Below are 20,221 nucleotides of genomic sequence, written 5' to 3'. Positions count from 1 at the left end.
GAGGTATTTAAAGAAGCATAAATGAATGACAGAGTAATGGAACTAAGTCCGGCAATTGGTAAATAATGAATCCATTTCGATCCATTCGAAATGGATTCATTTTATTTATCATTTTACTAAGCCCCTAGTTTAAGAAAGGTTCAAAGGATGATACCTAAAAAAGCTCCTTTTAACACTTCTTTTTCATGTTGATTCTTACATGAGAAAAATGCCATAAGGGCTGTTCTATTATTTTCTTGCCTTTCATATTGATCGATTTGAACTTCACACATTATTGTATCCCCCGTAAATACAGGTCGTATAAACTCAAAATTCATGGTGCGAGCCAGTACGTTATGGTCCCCACCTACTTTTGTTGGTAAGGTAGCCGTCAATAACCCTTGAATGACAAGCCTCCCCTGTTCATCTGGGGTTATGTGATGATTCCCTTCATCCCCCGAAATCTCCGTGAATAATTCAACATCCCTCACTGTAAACGTCCGTTCAAACGTAATGATATCTCCTGCTTTTAAAGACATATAAATCTCCCCCGGAAAGTTTTTTTGATAGAATATCTCTTTTTGAACTTCCTTTCTTGTTAGATCGCTAAGGAATATATTCGGGATGAAAAATACAAATCCTTCTTCCACTGCCTTGCCGTTCATGACCAGTACGATGAAGGTAGTAAGGAAGGAGGTATCAGCTTACTAAACGAGTTCTGTAGCGAAATACCATGTTATAATTAACTAAAAAGGTGATGTATTTTGAAAGTACTAATTATTTCTGTGTATTTAATACCTACTCTTATCGCACTCTTTTTTGCTGGACCTTTTTCTCCATTAGTAGGACTTGCAATCGGATTTCCTGTCCATATTCTAATAGTACTTTCAAACATATCCAGAACTCTTGATGAAATAGCCAAGAAGCTTTATGAATAAAAGGAAACTGTCTAATAGGTCTTACGGGGAATAGCTTCAAATCAAGGCTGTTAATGAGCAGTCTTCTTTTTGTTTAGGAAGAGAAGGTTAAGAGTTTAATTGAATGGGAAGGAAGGAAAAAGGTGAAGGGCAAACCGACTTTTTATTACTTTTTAATCATGTTGTTTCTTTTAAATACTGATGCTAAATATACGGATACACATATTTTTTCATTAATGATTTTAACAATATCCATATTAATTATTTTAATGAATAGACTGAGAGCATCGGAAAAAGAAGACTTTAAATTTAGACATCTAATAATAGGTATGGTATGTGCACATGGAATCTATTATTTAGAAGAATTCATAAGGAATTAGTAGAGGATATACAAGTATTAAGATAAACATTTTTACTAATTGTATAATAGGAAACCTAGTACATATGTATCTATCCATTTCTTAATAGAAAGAATGGACTTTAAGCGATAGCCCATCAAACAGGATGTTTGAGAATAAATGAATTCTCATTTAGTATGAATATACAGGGTTATCTTGTAATAATTAACGGCTTTGGAAGTTCATACTAAAGGAGAGGTGTTTGTTGGATAATCATTCTTTTCAAGAAGTTATACGCAGTCGAAGATCTATACGTCAATTTCTTTCTACACCTGTTGAAGAAGAAGTTCTTCGTGAAATTCTAGAGGATGCTCAAGCTACCCCATCGAATTGCAATACTCAGCCTTGGGATGTTCATATCGTTTCAGGTGCAAAGAAAGAGGAATTGAAGAAGGCCCTCTTAAATACGAGCGAACAAGGGCAAGCCACGCCCGATTTTACATTTGATTTACATCACTATTATGGACGTTATGCTGAACGACAAATAGAACAGGCCCAAACATTCTATGGGGAATTGCAGATAGCTAGGGAGGATCACGAAGCCCGTCAAAAGGAAGTCATGCGAAATCTATCATTCTTCGATGCACCGCATGTTGCGTTCCTATTCATGCCTTCATTTGGAGATAATGTGCGTGTCGCTTCTGATATTGGCATGTATGCTCAGTCGTTCCTTTTATCACTGACTGCACGCGGGATAGGAAGTGTTCCTCAGACAATCTTGGGCTTTCACGCTGACACGGTACGCCAAGTACTTGGTGTATCCGATGACAAGAAGTTATTGTTTGGCATTTCCTTTGGTTATCCTGATCAAGAAGCAAAGGTAAATAGTTTTCGTGTGGGACGTGACCCCATCGAATCCAATGTAACCTTGCATAACTAGACTAACGAGAAAGGGCGTAATCAACGATTAAGTGGATTACGCCCTTTTTATAGTGAGTAGGAAATTAATCGTTTCTTGAAGAAGGAGAACTTAGCTCCCTTTCCCTACATAACCCCATCCGTTTTCATCTCCAACACCTTCAATAACTCTTTCACTGCAAACGAGTGATAGGACCCTTTCTTTGTAATGATCCCGAGTTTCCAGAGGAGTGTGGCGTTTTCAATCGGGATAATTTTAACATCACTGTTGGTTTGCTTTTCATATATCAATTTCGGTAATAATGCAATGCCCAGCTTGGATGAGACCAGTTCGACGATTAAATCCCACTGTGAACTTTGGTACGAGATGATGGGACTGAAGCCATTTTCTTCGCATGCTTGTATCACATAGTCGTGCAAAGTGAAGTCCTTCGTAAATAAGATGAACTTTTCTTCTTTTAGTTCGGTCAAGGAGACGGATGATTGATGTGCGAGCGGATGGTCGTCGTGGACAAATAAAACGAATTCATCCTGAATGAACGGGTAGATGTCGAATTTTGCCTCATTCGCTGGCATGACCACGAGCCCAAGATCAATCCGTCCATCTTCGACAAGTTGACCAATCAACTTGGCGCCAAGTTCAACTAATTCAATTGAGACATTCGGATGTTGTTGGTGAAAACGACGGGCGATTCCCGGAAAGAAAAGGGTACCGATCAGAGGGGGCATCCCGATTTTAATTTCCCCTGTCGCAATGTCTTTGAGGTCATCTAATAGGACGTCCAATTCTGACAAGGCCTGTAGCGCTTTTTGACCTTGCTGATAGACGATCCGTCCAGCATCGGTCAAACGGAGGTGCCTTGTAGATCGATCGAACAGTTCAACATGAAGCTCCTGTTCAAGCTTTTTGATGGCTTTGCTAAGTGAGGGTTGTGACAAGTAGGAATGGGCGGCAGCTTTTGTAAAACTGTTATGGTTCGCAACCTCGATAAAAGATTGTAAGTCTCGTAGTTCCATCGTTATTTCTCCTATTTATTCTTTATTTTCATACAATATATTCTATTTATGTATTTTACTTATAGGAAATATAAATGTAAACTTTAAACAAGAAGATTATTCAGAATATTTACGATATTAAAGGGGGCGACCATATGAAAAAAGGAAAAGTGATCCATTCATTTTTGGAAGCGATTTCAGATATTAAGGACGGTTCCACTATAATCGTTGGCGGTTTTGGACTCTCAGGCATCCCGGAGTATGCCATACAGGCACTGAAGGAGCAAGGCACGAAAGACTTGACGGTTGTCAGTAATAATTGTGGCGTCGATGACTGGGGACTGGGGCTGTTGCTTCAGAATAAGCAGATAAAAAAGATGGTGTCATCTTACGTGGGGGAAAATAAAATATTTGAACAGCAATACTTGAGTAAGGAACTCGAAGTCGAATTAACGCCTCAAGGTACACTGGCGGAGCGAATCCGGGCTGGTGGGGCAGGCATCCCTGGTTTTTATACAGCGACGGGCGTCGGTACACCTATAGAAGAAGGAAAGGAAACGAAGGTGTTTGATGGCAAGAAGTATCTTTTGGAAAGAGGAATTGTTGGGGACTTTGCCCTTGTAAAAGCGTGGAAAGCCGACACGCTTGGAAATCTTGTGTACCGTAAAACAGCGCGGAATTTTAATCCACTTGCGGCGATGGCTGGGAAAATCACGATTGCGGAGGTAGAAGAGATCGTCGAACCAGGTGAATTGGACCCCGATGAAATTCATACACCAGGTATTTATGTACAGCGGATCTTGCTTGGGTCCAATTATCAAAAACGAATCGAACGGCGGACGGTTGCACAAGGATAAAATTTAATGGGAATGGGGTGTCTGATGATGAAGGATACACGTATGGTTATCGTAAAAAGGGCGGTTGTGGAAATTGAAGACGGCATGAATGTCAATTTGGGCATTGGGATGCCGACACTTATTGCCAATGAGATCCCGGATGATTTCAATGTTTTACTTCAATCAGAGAATGGCTTGCTTGGCATTGGTCCATATCCACGGGAAGAGGAGATAGATCCGGATTTGATCAATGCGGGGAAAGAAACGGTCACGGCCGTTCCGGGATCGGCCTTTTTTGATAGCGCAGAATCGTTCGCCATGATTCGTGGCGGCCATATCGATCTTGCCATCCTTGGGGGAATGGAAGTATCTGAAACAGGGGATTTGGCCAACTGGATGATTCCCGGGAAAATGGTGAAAGGAATGGGCGGTGCGATGGACCTCGTTAATGGGGCCAAGCGGGTGGTCGTGATTATGGAACATGTGAACAAACATGGAGAGTCGAAAATCAAAAAAACATGTTCGCTGCCATTGACTGGTCAAAAAGTTGTGCATCGTTTAATCACCGATCTTGCCGTGTTTGATTTTACCCCTGAGGGAATGGTGCTAATCGAGACGCAAGGAGATGTTTCCATAGAAGAAGTGAAACAAAAGACGGAAGCCCATTTTTCTGTGGCACCTGAATGTTTAGCTAACAACTAAAAGTGTGGACTTGTGTCAATCCTAATTTTCTCTTTGCATGTTGAAGGGGAATTAGGATTGTGTGTAAGGCAAAAATCATTTGCAGAAGATATAGATATGTGATATTATTATCTCGAATTAAATATATTTTAATTAAGAACAATGGGTCAATAGATCTCATTTATTTTTTATATAATATCTCGAATTCAAGATAAATTGAAACAGGAAGCACGATGAAAAGGGGCGGAAGTTGATGAATCATATTAAAGGAATTCACCATGTAACAGCCATAACAAGCAGTGCAGAAAAAAACTATGAGTTTTTCACATTCGTATTGGGCATGCGTTTGGTCAAGAAGACGGTAAACCAAGATGATATTCAAACCTATCACTTATTCTTTGCGGATGACAAAGGAAGTGCTGGAACGGACATGACATTCTTCGATTTTCCAGGTATTCCAAAAGGAACGCATGGTACGAATGAGATTTTCAAAACGGGATTCCGAGTAACGACAGATGCCGCTCTCGAATATTGGGTCAAACGTTTTGACAAGCTACAAGTGAAACATACAGGCATTCAAGATCTTTTCGGGAAAAAGTCTTTATCATTCGTTGATTTTGACGATCAACAGTATCAATTAGTCTCAGACGAGTTGAATGAGGGCGTGGCTTCAGGTACACCATGGCAAAAGGGCCCGATTCCACTTGAATTTGCGATTACAGGATTGGGACCGATTCATGTACGGGTTGACCAATTTGACTATTTTAAAGAAGTGCTGGAGAAAGTCATGGCATTCCGTGAAATTGCCAAAGAAGGGTCGCTTCATTTATTTGAAGTTGGTGAAGGCGGGAATGGGGCACAAGTCATCGTGGAACATAATACGGTCTTGCCACGTGGACGCCAAGGTTTTGGTACGGTGCACCATGCAGCCTTCCGCGTGGAAGATACAAGTGTGTTGAAGGAATGGATCGACCGTATGGAAAGTTTCGGATTCAGTACTTCCGGCTATGTGGACCGTTTCTTCTTTGAATCGCTTTATGCACGCGTCGCACCTGGCATCCTGTTTGAATGGGCAACAGACGGTCCAGGATTCATGGGCGATGAGCCATATGAAACGGTGGGTGAAATTCTTTCATTGCCGCCATTTTTAGAACCAAAACGGGAACAAATTGAGAAGATGGTCCGCTCAATCGATACGGTTCGCAGTACGATGAAGATTGAGAAAGAATACTTGTAAGCAGTTCCGTTCACACCATGTGCACGGAGTACGTGTACATGGTGTGTTTTAAAAAAGAAGAATGTTGAGCAAATGGGTTAAATCAATTTGTTTGAACTATGTGCTCAGCATTCATCTAAAATAGGGAGGAAACGAAGATGAAAAAACAGACGGCAGGGATTCACCATATCAGTGCCATTGTCGGCCATCCGCAGGAAAACATCGATTTTTATTCAGGTGTAATGGGTTTACGCTTGGTGAAGCAAACGGTGAACTTCGATGACCCTGGCACATATCATTTATACTTCGGTGACGAAGGGGGAAATCCGGGGACCATCATTACCTTTTTCCCTTGGCCAAACGCTCGTCAGGGGCGGATTGGCGATGGACAAGTGGGTGTGACGTCATATGTCGTGCCAACAGGAGCACTTGATTTTTGGGAAAAACGGTTACGGAAATATGATGTGGAGTTTGAAAAAGTGAAGCGCTTCGGTGAAACATATTTACAATTTGACGATCCGCATGGCCTTCACCTTGAACTCGTCGCTCGTGAAGCGGGTGAAGAGAATGCATGGTCAGTTGATGACGTGACAAGGGAAGTGGCGATAAAAGGATTTGGAGGCACGACCCTTTATTCAAGCGCACCAGATGAAACGGCCGCTACATTGACGGATGTGCTAGGTCTGGAAATGATGGGTGTAGAAGGCGATTATACACGGTTCAGAGCTCTAGCTGACATCGGTAATATCATCGATTTGAAAATGGTAACAGGGGATCGAGGTACAATAGGTGCCGGTACGGTGCACCATATCGCATGGCGTGCGAACGACAAAGCCGACCACTTGGAATGGCAAGAGTATGCAATGAATCATGGGCAGCACGTGACCGAAGTGAAGGATCGTAACTACTTCGATGCGATTTATTTCCGTGAATCAGGAAAGATCTTATTCGAAATCGCGACAGACCCGCCAGGATTCGCGATTGACGAAAGTCCTGAAACGATGGGGACGAAACTTATGTTGCCGCCACAATTCGAGCAGCAACGTGAGCATCTCGTTCAATCACTGATTCCCATTCAAGTACCACCCAATAAAGTGAGATGATAAGGAAAGGGAGAATATAGAATGAAACATATCTTTAAGCCAGGAACGAATCCGAATAAACCAGTCTTATTGCTTTTACATGGAACGGGCGGGAATGAAAATGATTTGCTTCCGCTAGCTGACATCGTGGATCCAGAAGCTTCTATACTAAGTGTAAGAGGGAATGTATCGGAAAACGGGATGCCCCGATTCTTTAGACGTTTGGCGGAGGGGATATTTGACGAAGAGGATTTGATTTTCCGTACGAATGAACTGAATAGCTTCCTGGATGAAGCGTCCACTACCTATGCATTTGATCGTCAAAATATCATTGCAATTGGGTATTCAAATGGAGCGAACATCGCGGCGAGCCTATTATTCCACTTTAAAGATGCCTTAAAGGGTGCGATTTTACATCATCCGATGGTGCCAAGACGTGGAATCGCTTTACCTGATTTAACAGGTACAAACGTGTTCATCGCAGCCGGAGTCAATGACCCGATTTGTCCACAGCAAGAATCCATCGACCTTAAAGAATTACTAGAAGCGGCCCATGCCTCGGTTGATGTAAAATGGGAAAATAACGGACATCAATTAACGATGAATGAAGTGAACGCCGCGAAACAGTGGTATCAAGAAAAATATTAATCAATCAAAAAATCCACCTACGATTTGTATGGTGGATTTTTTGTGTTATCAAACCATTTTGGCCCATTCATTACCCTCTATTACTATCTGAAATTACATGCGGAGAGGGTATAAAGTCTTAGTGATATTCGTGGATAGGTGAGTATTATATCCTGGTCAATCGGGTAATTAGCATATTTATCCCTATTTATCTCCCTGACTATCTTCCTTATAATTATATAATATGAAAAATATACCAATAATAATGAGGTGTTTCTTTTGGATATAGGACAGGAGAAAGCTCAGATTTATTTTTTGAAAAGCACCATCCCCCTTTCCCTACAGAGGGATGAGCCATTATGACGATTTTTGAAGCAAAGCCATTGAAGTCGGCGGTCAAGTCACGGGCCAAGCAATATGAAGACCTATTGGGGCAAGTAGAGACACTGAAAAAGGAATTCCAGGGAATTGTCGATTTGGATGAAGAACTGGCCGGATCCGGGGCTACAGCCATCAAGAACTTTTACCGGGCACAAGTAGAGGTGGCCAATGCCTGGATCGAATTATTCACGACACAGATCAGCTTTCTAAAAGGCATTCCGGCGATTTTGGAAGAAGCAGACTTATCCGGAGAGACCGTGGTCGAGGTGCCTTTTTTAGAAGGAGAAGTGACCCATGGCCTCACCAATGCCAAGTCCATGGTGAACCAGCAGTCCACCGATCTCCAAAAGATTTTTCAGACCATTGATGATATCCTTCCGCTAAAGGTATTCGATCAAGAGGATTTCCATGAGAAAATGGAAAAGGCGGAAAAAGAAAAGAACGATACCATCAAGAAAGTGCAGGAAGTAGATAATAAATTAGTAGAAGAATACCAAGTGAGCGAAGCCCAGGAAAGCGTGGCCGTTAGTCTTTTCCAGGCATTACTTGAAGCCACCAGTCAGGATGGCACCGTTTCTCCGATGAACTTCAACCAAAGTGCCTTCCAAGCGAGTCAAGCTTATCAAGTGAAGGATGAAGTGGCCGATAACATGCAAGGATACCGGGACTTCAAGCAGCAAGAAGAGGAAGCACGGAAACTCGAAAAGGAAATGGAAGAACTCGAGAACCGCCCTTGGTATGAAAAAGCCTGGGACACGACAAAAACCTTTACAGGGGAAATCACGGGGTATTATGATTCAGTAAGAGCGACAACGGGAGTCGATCCCGTCACAGGCCGTAAACTCTCCGAAGCCGAACGAATCGCCGCGGGCGCGATGGCCGCTGCCGGATTCATCCCCATCGTTGGTTGGGCTGGGCGTGCTGTCAAAGGCGGAAGTGCGATTTATAAAACAGCCAAAACAATGAATGCTGCAGAGCATGCAATGAGCGCCTATAAAACAGCTGATTCAATGAAATGGATGGCTCAAGCCGAAAAAGGAATCTATGGTCTAACCAGTGCGAATGAAGCAAATGCCTATTTAACCGGAAAGGACCTCTTAGGCAATGAATATTCCGGAGGAGAACAAGGTTTCACCCTCGCAGGTATAATTGGCATGGGTAGTGTCATGAAGAATGGTATGAAATTAAATGGACCTAACTCACGTATATTAAATAATGATACGAATACTGGCCCAGTAGAGGTTAAAGCTCCTCCAGGTGCTTCTGCAGAACAAATAGCTCAAGTTAAGGCTTATGTTGAGGGTTCAAATAAGGCTTTACAAGATGGAGCTTTGTCACCTACTGGAAGGATATCAACTAAAGGAAAATTAAGACAGGATGCGTCCAGATCCGCAAGATTAGAAGGGAAGAGAGCCGCGGAGAGTGGGACTCCATATAAAGGTCATGTAGGTCATGTTCCTGACACAACTTGGGGAGGAAAACCTGACCCACATAGTTGGTTAGATCTTGACCCTAAAGTTAATACGAGTCTTGGAGGACAAGCGAAAAAATATCCTATAGGTTATAGACCTACAGAATTTAAGTTTGTTAAGGAGGATTTAGACGAATGAATAATTGGACAGAAAAAATAACGGCAATGGTTATAGTAAAACAGGAAATTATGAAACAAGATGTGAAACAAATTTGGCCACACCATTTTCCGGAGGTGGCGACAACTGAAGAACAGATAGCTAAACTTGAAATGGAAATAGGATTTAAACTCGATTCCATTTATCGAGATTTCCTGAAATATGCAAATGGATGGAAGGGATTTTACCAGACAGTTGATTTATTTGGGACAGAGCAACTAAAGAAATCTAAGGCTATGGATTATGCAAATTCATTATTAAATTCAATAGAAGAAGACGTTATAAAAGAAAGTGGTTTTCTTAGAAATCAGTTGTTACCTATTGCCGCGACCGAATATGATAAGGATTTATTTGTTATAGGTTTACCCCATTCACCATATCCAGGAAAAGTAATTTGGTTTGCTGGGGAAGAGATTGATAGATATGAAAATTTTAATGAATATTTTTTAGCGATGATTGATTATAATCGAGAAGAAATAGTTGCTTTAAAAAGCTAGTTTGTTGCTGATTTTATAAAAATAGCGGTAAATACAATTCGAATGGTTAAAATCAACATTTTATAGTCGTTCAGAAGAGGGTGGAACTTATGATGATGGAAGAGAAATTCATGAATCCTCAAGCATTGACTAGTATATTTGGAAATATACCTGTATTCGAAGGTGCAGAGCTATTAGATATTCAGCTTATAAGAGATGGCCCCATTTTATTTATGACTTTAATGACGTATGACTTTAATGACGAAAGAAGAAGTTAAAACTAAGCCAAAGCGTTGGGACCACTGGGACGTGGTTTATATTCAACTATCATTTTTAACTATTAGTAACTTAGATATAAAAGGGTGGGGCAATGATAATATAATTTCTCGATTTGATCTTTCAGGTAAGATGGAGAATAATTATTTAGAAATAAAAGGGAATAATGGGTTGAGAATAAATACGAATTTGGAATGGGTAAATGTAGAAAAGGTTACTCCTGGCTTAATAGGGTTACCGTAAAAATTCTTAGAAATTAAAAAAAGATAAAATGAAAGTTGTAAATGAACATTGGGCTCCTGAGGTGAGAAAAAATAGGAAATAAGATAGATATTTTAGATAAGAAATATGTACTTGAACATGGAACGGATTTTGATGAGAAACTTTGGTTCACTTCATATAGTGATGAAGTTTTAGATAATCCTGAAGACGAGGGAGGAAAACCTTTTAATGGGCTAGCCTACGAGTTATATGAGAACGGAGAATTGGCTTATTATAGTTATTATAACGAAGGATTTTTAGAAGGTGATTTTGTTAGATTTCACAACAATGGCAAGGTGAAGTCCATAGATTATATGATTAAAGGACAAACTAGGGGGTTAAGGAGAATGTGGTACGAAAGCGGCGAAAAAAAATATGAGGGTGAATATAAATTTGGTGTTTGTTTAAGGTATACCGAATGGGATAAAGAAGGGGAGATAATTAAACAAAAATTTTCACCAACAGAAGAAGAATTAGCCCTTATTGATCGATTCTCCAATATGGGAAAAAACTGAAAAGCACATTGTAGTAGCTTTTCGCAATGAAAATATTATTCTAACGTATATCAACAGAGCTGTAGATTATTTTAAAGGTGCTTGAATAGTAAGCGTTATTATCCTTTAGGTTCACGTGAAATGACAAAGATAAAGTGGTTGGCTTAACTAAACCCGAACAATGACACTCATATAAAAGTGACTCGTTGTTCGGTTTTTTCTATATAAAAAGATCTTTGGAAATCCAATTTATGTATAATGGGAATGATAGATTTTTGAAATTTATAAACAATGTAACGGACTCTAGAGTTGTATTAGTATGAGACTCGACACAAGAGCTAGGGTTAAAATATTACTAGTTTTCCGATGATCAAATAAAGGTTGTGGTGACTTTGAATGATGAATTAAAACTTGAAACCTTTAAGTATTTTCTTGAATGCTATTTCAACGCAAGTGTTAACTATGATGAGTTAACTGACCAAATAAAACACTTTAATTCGTTCGAAAATACTAAATATCATCAAAAACTCAGAGATGAGCTAAACTTAATAGAGCAACTAAATAACTGGGAACATGTACAGGAATTCGTTAAAAGATATGGCATGAGGAAAATGAATGAAGAGAGACTAAAATGGTTGATCCACAGTATTTCTGAGGATTTATTATAAAATTAATCGCATTCTTCTGGCAATTTTACTAGTTTAAATTATAAAAAGTTTAAAGCTTTATCTTAAAACTGAGCTGTAGAGGAAAGATTTCTGTAGTGCAAGCGTTTATGTTCATCTGAAGTGATTAATACTCAATTAAGAGAGTTTAATATTCAAATTGTATATCAGTCTTCAGGAAATAAAGAAATCTTTTAGGGGGAACTGGATAAGGAACAAAAAGGGGAATGGCAATGATTTGGAATGACCAATTAAATAAAGAAAATCTATGGAAGGGTTGTATGGTAGCAATGATAGCGCATGCTATTATGGTAGCCCGATATCCTGAATTATCATATGAACATTCCTGGGATGGTTCGAATTATAGCATGATAGATGGTTCAGGGGGGCGGGGGACTCTGACTTTTACTGAAAAGCATATCGTGGCAGCTTTTCGCAATGAAAATATTATTCGAACAGATATCAACAGAGCTGTAGATTATTTTAAAGGTGCTTCCCAAGAAATTATTGAGTTGGCAGAAAATGAGGCTCTTCAATATCTATTGATGGAGGGAGATGATGGGAAAACTATACCTTCTATTACTACCGCATTTTGGGGGGATATTAATAGCGTATCATCGAATGATACGATAGTGAAATTCGTACAAAATGGTGGTTATCTTATTGAAAATCAGTTATTGGATTACACATCAGCAATAGATGCCTGGCGTGAATATTACAAGATGTCAAAAGATCAAATCAAGTTATTAGAATCTTTATACAAGAGGAAGGTTGAAAGGAAAGAGAGTAATATTGTCTTAACTAGAAATGAAATTAAAGTTCTAGGAACAGATGATATAGAAGGATTAAGAGAGAGCCAAAACTCATTTGAAGAAATAGGGATAATGTTTAAGGGTGATTAGAATGAACTTTTCTGTAGATATTTTCAAGCAAAACAAAATTAATTACGATTGGAGAACATTATATATAGGATTAAAATTAGATGTAATAAAATATAGTGACATAACTGATTATGCAGTCGAATATTTAACTAACTATCCAGACACTAGCAATCAAAACATTATTCAGCTTGCTTGGGGTGGAGATGAATTAGATTACGAGAGCTTATTGGAAACTATATTGAAAGAGTCAGATATCAGTGATTTGGACTTAGACTCCCGACGTTCCCATCTTGAAAAAAGAAAATGGAGATTTGGCATACTTGATTCTTTAAAAATGAGATATCAAGATGATTTTGAGGAGTTATTAAACAAGGTTGCTGAAGTGTATGCCGACTTTGATTATCCAAAAGACATGGAGAGCTTTATTCATTATCTGGCTCCTAAAGACGGATTTAATCCTTCTCAATACTCGAAAGAAGAGAATGAAGTTAGATTAATTAACTTATTTACTGTCTTTCTAAACCAAGAAAAACAATACTTACAAAATGATATTGCCATTTAGGACTTTGACTGATAGAAAAGCACAAGTTAAGCTCAATACCCTCCAAATTCCTGTATAGATTTCCCTGCTCCTGGACAATCTAGTTTAGATTACTAATCCAGGAGAGGAGTGGTTTGGATGGACCGCACGATTGGTTACTTACGTGAGATCTTGTCTAATTATACGGATCAGCACCCGGAGGCACAGCACATTTACGATAAGATTAAACATGGTCAGTTCCATTCGGAGAAGGAGCTCGTTCGTGAGCTTACTGGAAAGGAATCAGAACTTCTTAACCGAATTCTTCCTAAGGAAATGGCGCATGCAAAAGAGGCGATGGATTCCGAACGTTATACGCAATTAAATGAAGTGTATGAACAACTGATTATGTGAGAAAAAAACCTTGTCCATGTTGCTCACCGGACAAGGTTTTCTTATTAGCCTATTCATCCATGCTAGTCAGAGAATCCATATGACTCGCAATCATCGAGATGATGGTACCAGCTTCTTCTTTACTGAACATGAAGTTCGTTTCATCTCTTAAAATAATATCGTCTTCTTCTGTCCAGATCCGATTGACCCGTCTCAGCAGTCCATCACCTGTTTCCTGGACGATTCCGAATTGATAGGTGACCTCTACTTCGTTTTCTTTTATATAAGCCGTCACTTCTGGCGTTTCCCATTCAACATCGATTTCGAATACCTCAGAATCATCGTTTCCTGTTGAAGGATAGGACATGGAGCCTGACACGATTTCCAACCCATTATTGTCGTCATCGAGTTCATAGTCGTATTCGTCGTCGTCCCCTTCTATGTAAGCATGGAAGGTTTCATGGACGGCCTCCACGATATCTTCAATATCAGGTAATAGCACCTTGCTTATTTGCCCAAAATCGATGTCGAAGGATTCCATATAAAATTCTTCACTTTTCGGATCGAAAAACAGGGCGCAAAAATTCTCCTGCTCATCTTCATCTAATTCTGTATAAAATTCGATGCGTGGATGTTTTGCTCCTCGCTCCACGGTCATGCTGCCAATCCGATCGTATTTATCACAAATCGATTGAAGATGGTCCTGCAATTCCCCACATACTCTGTCAAACCATTCTAATGACATTTCATCCACATCCTTTCGCTCCTTATTGTTTACCAAAATACGAAATACACTCTCGTCCAAAATATGTATTTTTAAAGGGGGATAACTCTACCATTACGAATACTATTTGAAATGACCCGATAGGAGGGTGTGCTATTGTCAGCGTTCAAAAAAATCATGATGGGATTCCTTGGTATAAGTCTCCTTGCTGCATGTGAGGACCAACAACCATTCAATGACGATAAGGAAGCGGTACATGCAGAAAAAGAAGTCGGGGATGCCAAAACGGGGAACGATGAACCTTTGTATGAAGCCTATAAATATAATGGAAGACACTTATATGGAGGGTGGATATCAGAAGGAACCTATCTTCTCATTTTAAGGGACCCCATCAGTACCTATACCATGCAAAGGATAACGAGAGATGATTATGAAGAGGTACGACATTTTGAAATAGTCAAACCCATTGACAATACCATGACAGGTGTACTTTATAATGAAGAACATCGGAATCGGACGACTACGTTCACACTAAAACTTAACGACGACCATACGAAACTGACGATTACCATGCCGGATGAGCCTCCTGTTACTTACAAACAAACCGTGATGGAGCCTAACGAATTTAATCCTACTTACGAATGGGGATTTGAGGAATAAGCCGTTTCTGACGATCTGAAAAGTGAAAGTCGAAATCCCTACAGAATATATAGCGTAAATTTGTTAAACTATAGACAAGTGACGACTGAAGGGGAGTTTTGACGTGTCGATTCAGATTTATATCTTAGGGAAATTGGCTGAAGAGAATAGTTATCCATATAAGTTGAAAAAGCAATTATCCGAACCAATTCCTATTGATAAATTTACGGGGATAAGCGAAAGTAAATTATATTATCATTTTGATAAGTTAGCGGATATGGGGTTTATCCGTGCTGTGGAAACCATTAAGGAAGAGAACAGGCCAGACAAGCATGTCTATCAAATTACAGATCCGGGACGAGAAGAATTAAACAAGCGGATTTACCAAACGTTTGAAAAGGCCACTGAAATAAATGAAATGTATATTGCCCTTTCCTATATCAAGCACGTGAAGGTAGAGAAAGTGCTCACGATATTAGAGGAGAAAATTGAAAAACAGCGTAAGACTTGGGAAACCTACACAAGCTTCAGCCACGAAATTGATGAAAATGCTGAGAACTATTGGGGAGTTAAGTTTATTCAGGAGCATGCACACAGTCGGGCGCAGCACAACGCCGAATGGCTGGAAGAACTTAGAGCACGCATAAAAGAACGGGCATGACTTCATGAACAGCTCACGCTTTGAAAGCATGATGCTTTAGTTTTGAAAAAATAATCTACCCATGCAAGACATAAAGGTTGAATGGTAAGTAAGTTCTATCAGGATAATCATAGGTGATTTCTAGTGGAGACAGTGTAAATGCTGTCTCCTTTTTTATTGAGATTTTCTAAAATATATTTCCACTGCGATGCTACTTTTCCCGCGAAAAAGTTTATATAGAGTATGAAAGGGGGTGAGCGACATGGCAAACCAAATCAAATTATCGACAACTTTACGATTGGATTTTGAAACGGGCCTCAATGAAAAAGGGGAGATCGTTTTTAAACGTAAGTCCTTTTCTAACATTAAAACGGATGCATTGGTCGATCAATTATCGGCGACAGCCAAGGCCATTGCGAGTGTGCAGAATTATCCGATGGGTGAAGTGAACCGCGTCGATACGAACGCTATCATCGGGTAAGAGATGTAATGTCGGAAAACAAGGGAGGTGACAGGTATGGCTAAAGCATTGGAAATGATCTTCGTAACCGAAGAAGGAAAGTCGTCGACGATTTCTGTGGATAATCCAAAGGAACCGGTGGACGTGAATCAAGTTAAGCAAGCGATGCAGCAAATCATCGCGCAAAATGTTTTCATCACCTCATCAGGAGATTTCGTTAGCATCAAGGGAGCACGCGTGGTCGAGCGTAATGTCGAGGACGTTGAAGTGCATTAAAATCAGTAACGGTTGAATTATCTCTTCTGACGGTCGAATTATTGGTCGTAACGGTCGAATTAATGCCTATAACGGTTGAATTAATCGCCACAATGGTCGAATTAAGCTCATTTTTGAAGGGATGGTCCTTCAAAGATGAGCTTTTTGTTCGTACATGCTCTATTTCCTAACACAATCCAAAGTGTAACAGCTTGATTAAGGTTAAAAGTGAGATATATCACTGCAATTGAGCTCGACTGCCAACCATTTATGGCGATAGTCCACGTCCTAGCAGTAAAAAGACGGAAGGTATAATCTGCTTTCCGTCTCGCTCATTTTTAATCAGAGCCAGTCTTTAACATAAGCAACTAACCCAAATACCCCACCTATTCCCATTCCAAAGAAAACAGGAAGAACAAGACTGGATTTATTTACCGACTTAGGCCTATCCAATAAAATACCTCCTCTGTAAATAATTTATAATAGATAGTACGGAAAGAGTGAGGAAAAGTTTCAACTTTCTTGTTGTTAATAATAATCCCAAGCTCTTTCATATAAGTCGAGAAGGTCGGGTCTATTTAATGAATTAACGGGGATCTCAAAATGCTTACCCTTGATGGTTATATCTTGATCTTCATCTTTGCCGAAGTAAAAGAGAGATGGAATCATTTCATCCGCAAGATAGGTAGTTTCCACTTTTAGTTCAGCAGTTTCAATATCAAACTTTTCCCTGGAGGCTAATGTGAAACCCCAATTACCAAACGAAGGAATATCTAAATGATAATTATCCACATATAACCCTGTCGATTTCACGGTGTTACTGATCGTCCAGAAAGCCGCTGTAGCAAATACAGGGGAAGTCGATTGAATAGAAGTAAAGCCAGTTGGTGTCAGGTGGTTCCTAACTAAGCTATAGAATTCCCACGTATAGAGTTTATTCAAGGACTCGTTATTCGGATCAGGTAAATCTACAAGGATGACATCATATACGTCATCGGCATTCTTCAAATAACTAAAGGCATCTTCATTAATAATATGAACTTTTTTAGAGTGAAAGGAGTTTTGATTCAACTTCGTCAAAAGTGGGTTCTCTTTGGAAAGGGTCGTCATTTCAGGATCCAAGTCTACCAGGGTAATGTTTTGAATCTCTTTATACTTCAATAATTCCCTTGTCGCCAACCCATCACCACCACCAAGGACCAGTACATTCGTATTCTTGTCGGAAAGCGACATTGGAATATGAACCAGCGCTTCGTGGTATCGATGTTCATCTGATTCAGCGAACTGAAGCTGTCCATTTTGGTATAAACGTAAATCTCCTGTATCTTTCGTCATGATAATCTTCTGGTATTTCGTATCTTTGGAAAAAACGATGGGGTCTCTATAAAGTTTCTGCTCCAATGTATGGGCATACTGTTCCCCATATAAAAAACCTAAGCCAATCACGATGGTTAATAAGATCCCCGTCAGTCTGATATACGTTTGTTGAATCTCTTTTTTAAATGCAAAGCTTATCCAGAGGGCCACGATGATATTGATAAAAGCGATAAAAAATCCGGTCTTGATCAGTCCCAGCATCGGTTTTAGCCAAAAAGCAAAAGCCACGGTCCCCAATAGACTACCAACATAGTCCCATCCCAGTACATTAGCAGTCGATTCCTTTAAGTCGGCATCAATTTCTTCGGATTTCCGAATAAGTAGGGGCACTTCCAATCCTGTAAGATAACCGGTGATAATGATGATGGCAAATAAAAAGACCTTGGATGTCCCATCCCCGAAATTTGCTTGTATGTAAAAAACAGAGAAGATGGAGAAACCACCGATTAAGGCAATCAAATATTCCGTTATCACGAATTTGGACATCAAGTGGCGATGGAATTTACCGCTATGCATGGCCCCAATGCCCATCCCGCTCAAAAACAAGCCAATGGTTAAACAATAGAATAATGTGGAATCCCCGAAAAGATAGCCACCAGCGGCTCCATATAGTACCTGGTACACAATCCCACATATAGAAACAATCCCGGAAGACGTGAAGATTCTTCTTTTTTGAATGTGGCTTGCTCTTTCTGACATACTGTTCTCTCCTTCACAATCTATAATGATCCATCAAAAAAGAACCTGAAAGAACTCAGATTCTTCATGTTAGTCCGTCTTATGAAATGGCACCTGAAATGATAAAGGCGATAGCGAGGGATATAGCGGCTGCAATGATTCCAACCGATACTTTCCCTTTTTCAATCTCTTTTCTCACATCTAATTTCGGTGTAGCGATCTCAAATATAAAATAACCGATCATCATCAAGATAAAGCCGATGATGCCCCATATTGCGGCACCCAGTAAGGAATTATTTGTGTCAACGGCAGTACTCATGATATAGGTGATACCCAAGATTTTCCCCGCAAACTGAATAGCGACCGCACTGTTCCCGTTTCTGATCAGTTCAAAATCATTGTACGGTGTGATTTTTTCGAAAATCCACATACAAACAATGGATACTACACCCAATACCAAAAAGTAATAGATTGTTAGTAACACTTCCTGTACGTCTATAATGTTTTCAAACATTTCTTATATCCTCCTTGTCATTTCCCGGTCCCCGGACCGCCACCACGTACAACATCACCATTTCGAATGCTGTCCGGATCTGATGATTTTTTCACATTGCCTGTCCCTCTATAACCGCTACCCGTGTATGAAGATCCGGATTCGTCTCCCTCTTCATCCTCCATCAAAGAATTAGTGGGGATACTAGTGGAGTTATGATTTCTAAACGCGTTAACATAACCCTTATAGCCCAGCCGTTTCTTTAATGTTTTCGAGTCTACTTGATTCCAGCCATACAAAGTGGTAGCCACACTTAAAACGCCGAGTGTTTCCATAAGAGGAAAGTCATAGCTATTTTCGGCAAAATCCTCTTCGACGACTTCAATGATCGTATTAGCTGGGTTTAGTTCATCTTTCATAATATGTATGACTTCATCTGTTGAGTCTTCTGGATAGAGGAGAAACATCTCTTCCTCACTGCTTACTGAAGCATGATCGGGTTCTGTGTCCGTCCGGATCTCACTAGCAACCTCTGAAACACTTTTACTATAAGCCTGATAAACCGTTCCATGATCCCCTAAGTCATTTTCAATCGTATCAATTTCTTGATATTGAGAAGAAATAAAGGAATTTCCACAAGAAGCTAAAAATACGGATAACGAAGTAAGTATGACGGCCATTTTCTTCATGACTTTCCTCCTTGATTGTTGTCTTTAATATAATAGTATATTTTAGTGAAAAATTGTAAAAAATAATAAATGGGAAGATGTAGGGATCGTTTTACGAATTAGTTCCTTTTTATGGTAAATGAAGGAGAGAGAAATTATAATCAATAGATAAAAAAGACACCCGTTGAGAAATGGAATAGGGGGATACAGATGTGCATAGGTGTAAAAGAGTAATGATTGGATGGCTGATGATAGGTAGCCTTGTTGCATGTGAAGAACCAGCCATTCAAGAAGGAAAGTTCCAAGTGCAAGAAACAAAAGAGGGGAAAGACTTAGTGGAAACGAGTGATGTGCCTTCTTATAAGACCCCTAAGTATTTTGGTAGCCAATTGTACAATTATTGGGTATCGAATGACACGTACCTTATTATCATGAGGGATGAAATCAGTACGTATACCCTTCAGAGAATCACAAAAAACGAGATTGATCCACTTAGGCATTTTGAAATCGTGAATCCGACTGGTTCCACAATCACGGGTATCTTATATAATGAAGAAAATCGAAATCGCACTACCCTTTTCACTTTGAAATTGAGCGAAGATAAAAGGAAACTAACCGTTACGATGCCAAATGAAAAGCCGATTACGTACAAAGAAACGGACCTGGACCCGCATGAATTTAACCCTCGTTTTATTTGGGAAGATATTAAGTTTGAGTAAGTA

At 39.7% G+C, this 20,221-nt stretch carries 23 protein-coding genes and 1 pseudogene; 18 read left to right on the top strand and 6 right to left on the bottom strand.

Annotated elements, in window-relative coordinates; genetic code table 11:
• Positions 1–140 precede the first annotated feature (140 nt).
• Positions 141–518 carry an FAS1-like dehydratase domain-containing protein gene (locus tag ACIQXQ_RS13425; protein WP_402958046.1) on the bottom strand — a complete coding sequence of 126 codons (378 nt, stop codon included), beginning with the start codon at positions 516–518 and terminating at the stop codon, positions 141–143.
• A 981-nt stretch (positions 519–1,499) separates the two neighbouring features.
• Between ACIQXQ_RS13425 and ACIQXQ_RS13420 the strand changes: the two genes are divergently transcribed.
• A complete protein-coding gene (locus tag ACIQXQ_RS13420) occupies positions 1,500–2,174 on the top strand; it encodes a nitroreductase (RefSeq protein WP_402958044.1) in 675 nt (224 codons plus the stop codon).
• 104 nt (positions 2,175–2,278) lie between these two features.
• Here the strand turns inward: ACIQXQ_RS13420 and ACIQXQ_RS13415 are convergent, their stop codons facing one another.
• A complete protein-coding gene (locus tag ACIQXQ_RS13415) occupies positions 2,279–3,169 on the bottom strand; it encodes a LysR family transcriptional regulator (RefSeq protein WP_402958042.1) in 891 nt (296 codons plus the stop codon).
• Positions 3,170–3,303: 134 nt separating this feature from the next.
• On the opposite strand from ACIQXQ_RS13415, the gene ACIQXQ_RS13410 reads away from it, so the two are divergent.
• The 12 genes and pseudogenes from ACIQXQ_RS13410 to ACIQXQ_RS13355 all read left to right on the top strand — a co-directional run bounded on the left by ACIQXQ_RS13410 (position 3,304) and on the right by ACIQXQ_RS13355 (position 13,586).
• Positions 3,304–4,005: a CoA transferase subunit A gene (locus ACIQXQ_RS13410; RefSeq protein WP_402958039.1), complete on the top strand. Its 702-nt coding sequence runs from the start codon at positions 3,304–3,306 to the stop codon at positions 4,003–4,005.
• A 27-nt stretch (positions 4,006–4,032) separates the two neighbouring features.
• Positions 4,033–4,686 carry a 3-oxoacid CoA-transferase subunit B gene (locus ACIQXQ_RS13405; protein WP_402958037.1) on the top strand — a complete coding sequence of 218 codons (654 nt, stop codon included), beginning with the start codon at positions 4,033–4,035 and terminating at the stop codon, positions 4,684–4,686.
• 232 nt (positions 4,687–4,918) lie between these two features.
• Positions 4,919–5,902, top strand: coding sequence for a ring-cleaving dioxygenase (locus tag ACIQXQ_RS13400; RefSeq protein ID WP_402958035.1), 984 nt, complete (start codon positions 4,919–4,921; stop codon positions 5,900–5,902).
• Positions 5,903–6,039: 137 nt separating this feature from the next.
• Entirely contained in the window at positions 6,040–6,984 is a 945-nt protein-coding gene (locus tag ACIQXQ_RS13395) for a ring-cleaving dioxygenase (RefSeq protein ID WP_402958033.1), read from the top strand.
• 21 nt (positions 6,985–7,005) lie between these two features.
• Positions 7,006–7,611: an alpha/beta hydrolase gene (locus tag ACIQXQ_RS13390; RefSeq protein ID WP_402958031.1), complete on the top strand. Its 606-nt coding sequence runs from the start codon at positions 7,006–7,008 to the stop codon at positions 7,609–7,611.
• A gap of 338 nt (positions 7,612–7,949) precedes the next feature.
• A complete protein-coding gene (locus ACIQXQ_RS13385) occupies positions 7,950–9,581 on the top strand; it encodes a ribonuclease YeeF family protein (protein ID WP_402958029.1) in 1,632 nt (543 codons plus the stop codon).
• The gene (locus tag ACIQXQ_RS13380) at positions 9,578–10,096 is read left to right on the top strand and encodes an SMI1/KNR4 family protein (protein WP_402873660.1); all 519 of its coding nucleotides are present in this window, start codon (positions 9,578–9,580) and stop codon (positions 10,094–10,096) included. The genes ACIQXQ_RS13385 and ACIQXQ_RS13380 overlap by 4 nt, the downstream gene beginning before the upstream one ends.
• An 89-nt stretch (positions 10,097–10,185) precedes the next feature.
• Positions 10,186–10,594, top strand: a pseudogene (locus ACIQXQ_RS13375) (Imm50 family immunity protein).
• Between the two features lie 83 nt (positions 10,595–10,677).
• Entirely contained in the window at positions 10,678–11,127 is a 450-nt protein-coding gene (locus ACIQXQ_RS13370; RefSeq protein WP_402873928.1) for a toxin-antitoxin system YwqK family antitoxin, read from the top strand.
• Between the two features lie 877 nt (positions 11,128–12,004).
• The gene (locus ACIQXQ_RS13365; protein ID WP_402958027.1) at positions 12,005–12,673 is read left to right on the top strand and encodes a hypothetical protein; all 669 of its coding nucleotides are present in this window, start codon (positions 12,005–12,007) and stop codon (positions 12,671–12,673) included.
• A gap of 1 nt (position 12,674) precedes the next feature.
• Positions 12,675–13,214: a DUF2247 family protein gene (locus tag ACIQXQ_RS13360; RefSeq protein ID WP_402958025.1), complete on the top strand. Its 540-nt coding sequence runs from the start codon at positions 12,675–12,677 to the stop codon at positions 13,212–13,214.
• Positions 13,215–13,331: 117 nt separating this feature from the next.
• Positions 13,332–13,586, top strand: a complete 255-nt coding sequence (locus ACIQXQ_RS13355; RefSeq protein WP_402873669.1) for a sigma-G-dependent sporulation-specific acid-soluble spore protein CsgA — start codon at positions 13,332–13,334, stop codon at positions 13,584–13,586.
• 49 nt (positions 13,587–13,635) lie between these two features.
• Here ACIQXQ_RS13355 and ACIQXQ_RS13350 read toward each other — a convergent pair whose 3' ends face one another.
• Complete coding sequence (locus ACIQXQ_RS13350; protein ID WP_402873672.1) at positions 13,636–14,310, bottom strand: hypothetical protein; 675 nt, start codon at positions 14,308–14,310, stop codon at positions 13,636–13,638.
• A 135-nt stretch (positions 14,311–14,445) separates the two neighbouring features.
• Between ACIQXQ_RS13350 and ACIQXQ_RS13345 the strand changes: the two genes are divergently transcribed.
• The 4 genes from ACIQXQ_RS13345 (at position 14,446) to ACIQXQ_RS13330 (ending at position 16,304) form a co-directional block, all read left to right on the top strand.
• A complete protein-coding gene (locus ACIQXQ_RS13345) occupies positions 14,446–14,949 on the top strand; it encodes a hypothetical protein (protein ID WP_402873675.1) in 504 nt (167 codons plus the stop codon).
• A gap of 103 nt (positions 14,950–15,052) precedes the next feature.
• Positions 15,053–15,589, top strand: coding sequence for a PadR family transcriptional regulator (locus ACIQXQ_RS13340; protein WP_402873677.1), 537 nt, complete (start codon positions 15,053–15,055; stop codon positions 15,587–15,589).
• A gap of 241 nt (positions 15,590–15,830) precedes the next feature.
• Positions 15,831–16,049 carry a DUF1659 domain-containing protein gene (locus ACIQXQ_RS13335; protein WP_402873680.1) on the top strand — a complete coding sequence of 73 codons (219 nt, stop codon included), beginning with the start codon at positions 15,831–15,833 and terminating at the stop codon, positions 16,047–16,049.
• 36 nt (positions 16,050–16,085) lie between these two features.
• Entirely contained in the window at positions 16,086–16,304 is a 219-nt protein-coding gene (locus ACIQXQ_RS13330; RefSeq protein ID WP_402873683.1) for a DUF2922 domain-containing protein, read from the top strand.
• 507 nt (positions 16,305–16,811) lie between these two features.
• Here the strand turns inward: ACIQXQ_RS13330 and ACIQXQ_RS13325 are convergent.
• The 3 genes from ACIQXQ_RS13325 to ACIQXQ_RS13315 all read right to left on the bottom strand — a co-directional run bounded on the left by ACIQXQ_RS13325 (position 16,812) and on the right by ACIQXQ_RS13315 (position 19,520).
• Complete coding sequence (locus ACIQXQ_RS13325) at positions 16,812–18,359, bottom strand: polyamine aminopropyltransferase (protein ID WP_402958023.1); 1,548 nt, start codon at positions 18,357–18,359, stop codon at positions 16,812–16,814.
• Positions 18,360–18,438: 79 nt separating this feature from the next.
• On the bottom strand, positions 18,439–18,852 hold the full coding sequence (locus tag ACIQXQ_RS13320) for a DUF350 domain-containing protein (RefSeq protein WP_402958021.1): 414 nt from the start codon (positions 18,850–18,852) through the stop codon (positions 18,439–18,441).
• A 17-nt stretch (positions 18,853–18,869) separates the two neighbouring features.
• Entirely contained in the window at positions 18,870–19,520 is a 651-nt protein-coding gene (locus ACIQXQ_RS13315; protein ID WP_402958019.1) for a DUF4247 domain-containing protein, read from the bottom strand.
• Positions 19,521–19,711: 191 nt separating this feature from the next.
• On the opposite strand from ACIQXQ_RS13315, the gene ACIQXQ_RS13310 reads away from it, so the two are divergent.
• Positions 19,712–20,218: a hypothetical protein gene (locus ACIQXQ_RS13310; protein WP_402958017.1), complete on the top strand. Its 507-nt coding sequence runs from the start codon at positions 19,712–19,714 to the stop codon at positions 20,216–20,218.
• Positions 20,219–20,221: the final 3 nt, after the last annotated feature.

It is taken from the genome of Peribacillus sp. NPDC097198 (genome assembly GCF_044762055.1).
Classification (GTDB): domain Bacteria; phylum Bacillota; class Bacilli; order Bacillales; family DSM-1321; genus Peribacillus.
This window is presented reverse-complemented; position numbering and strand designations above follow the sequence as displayed.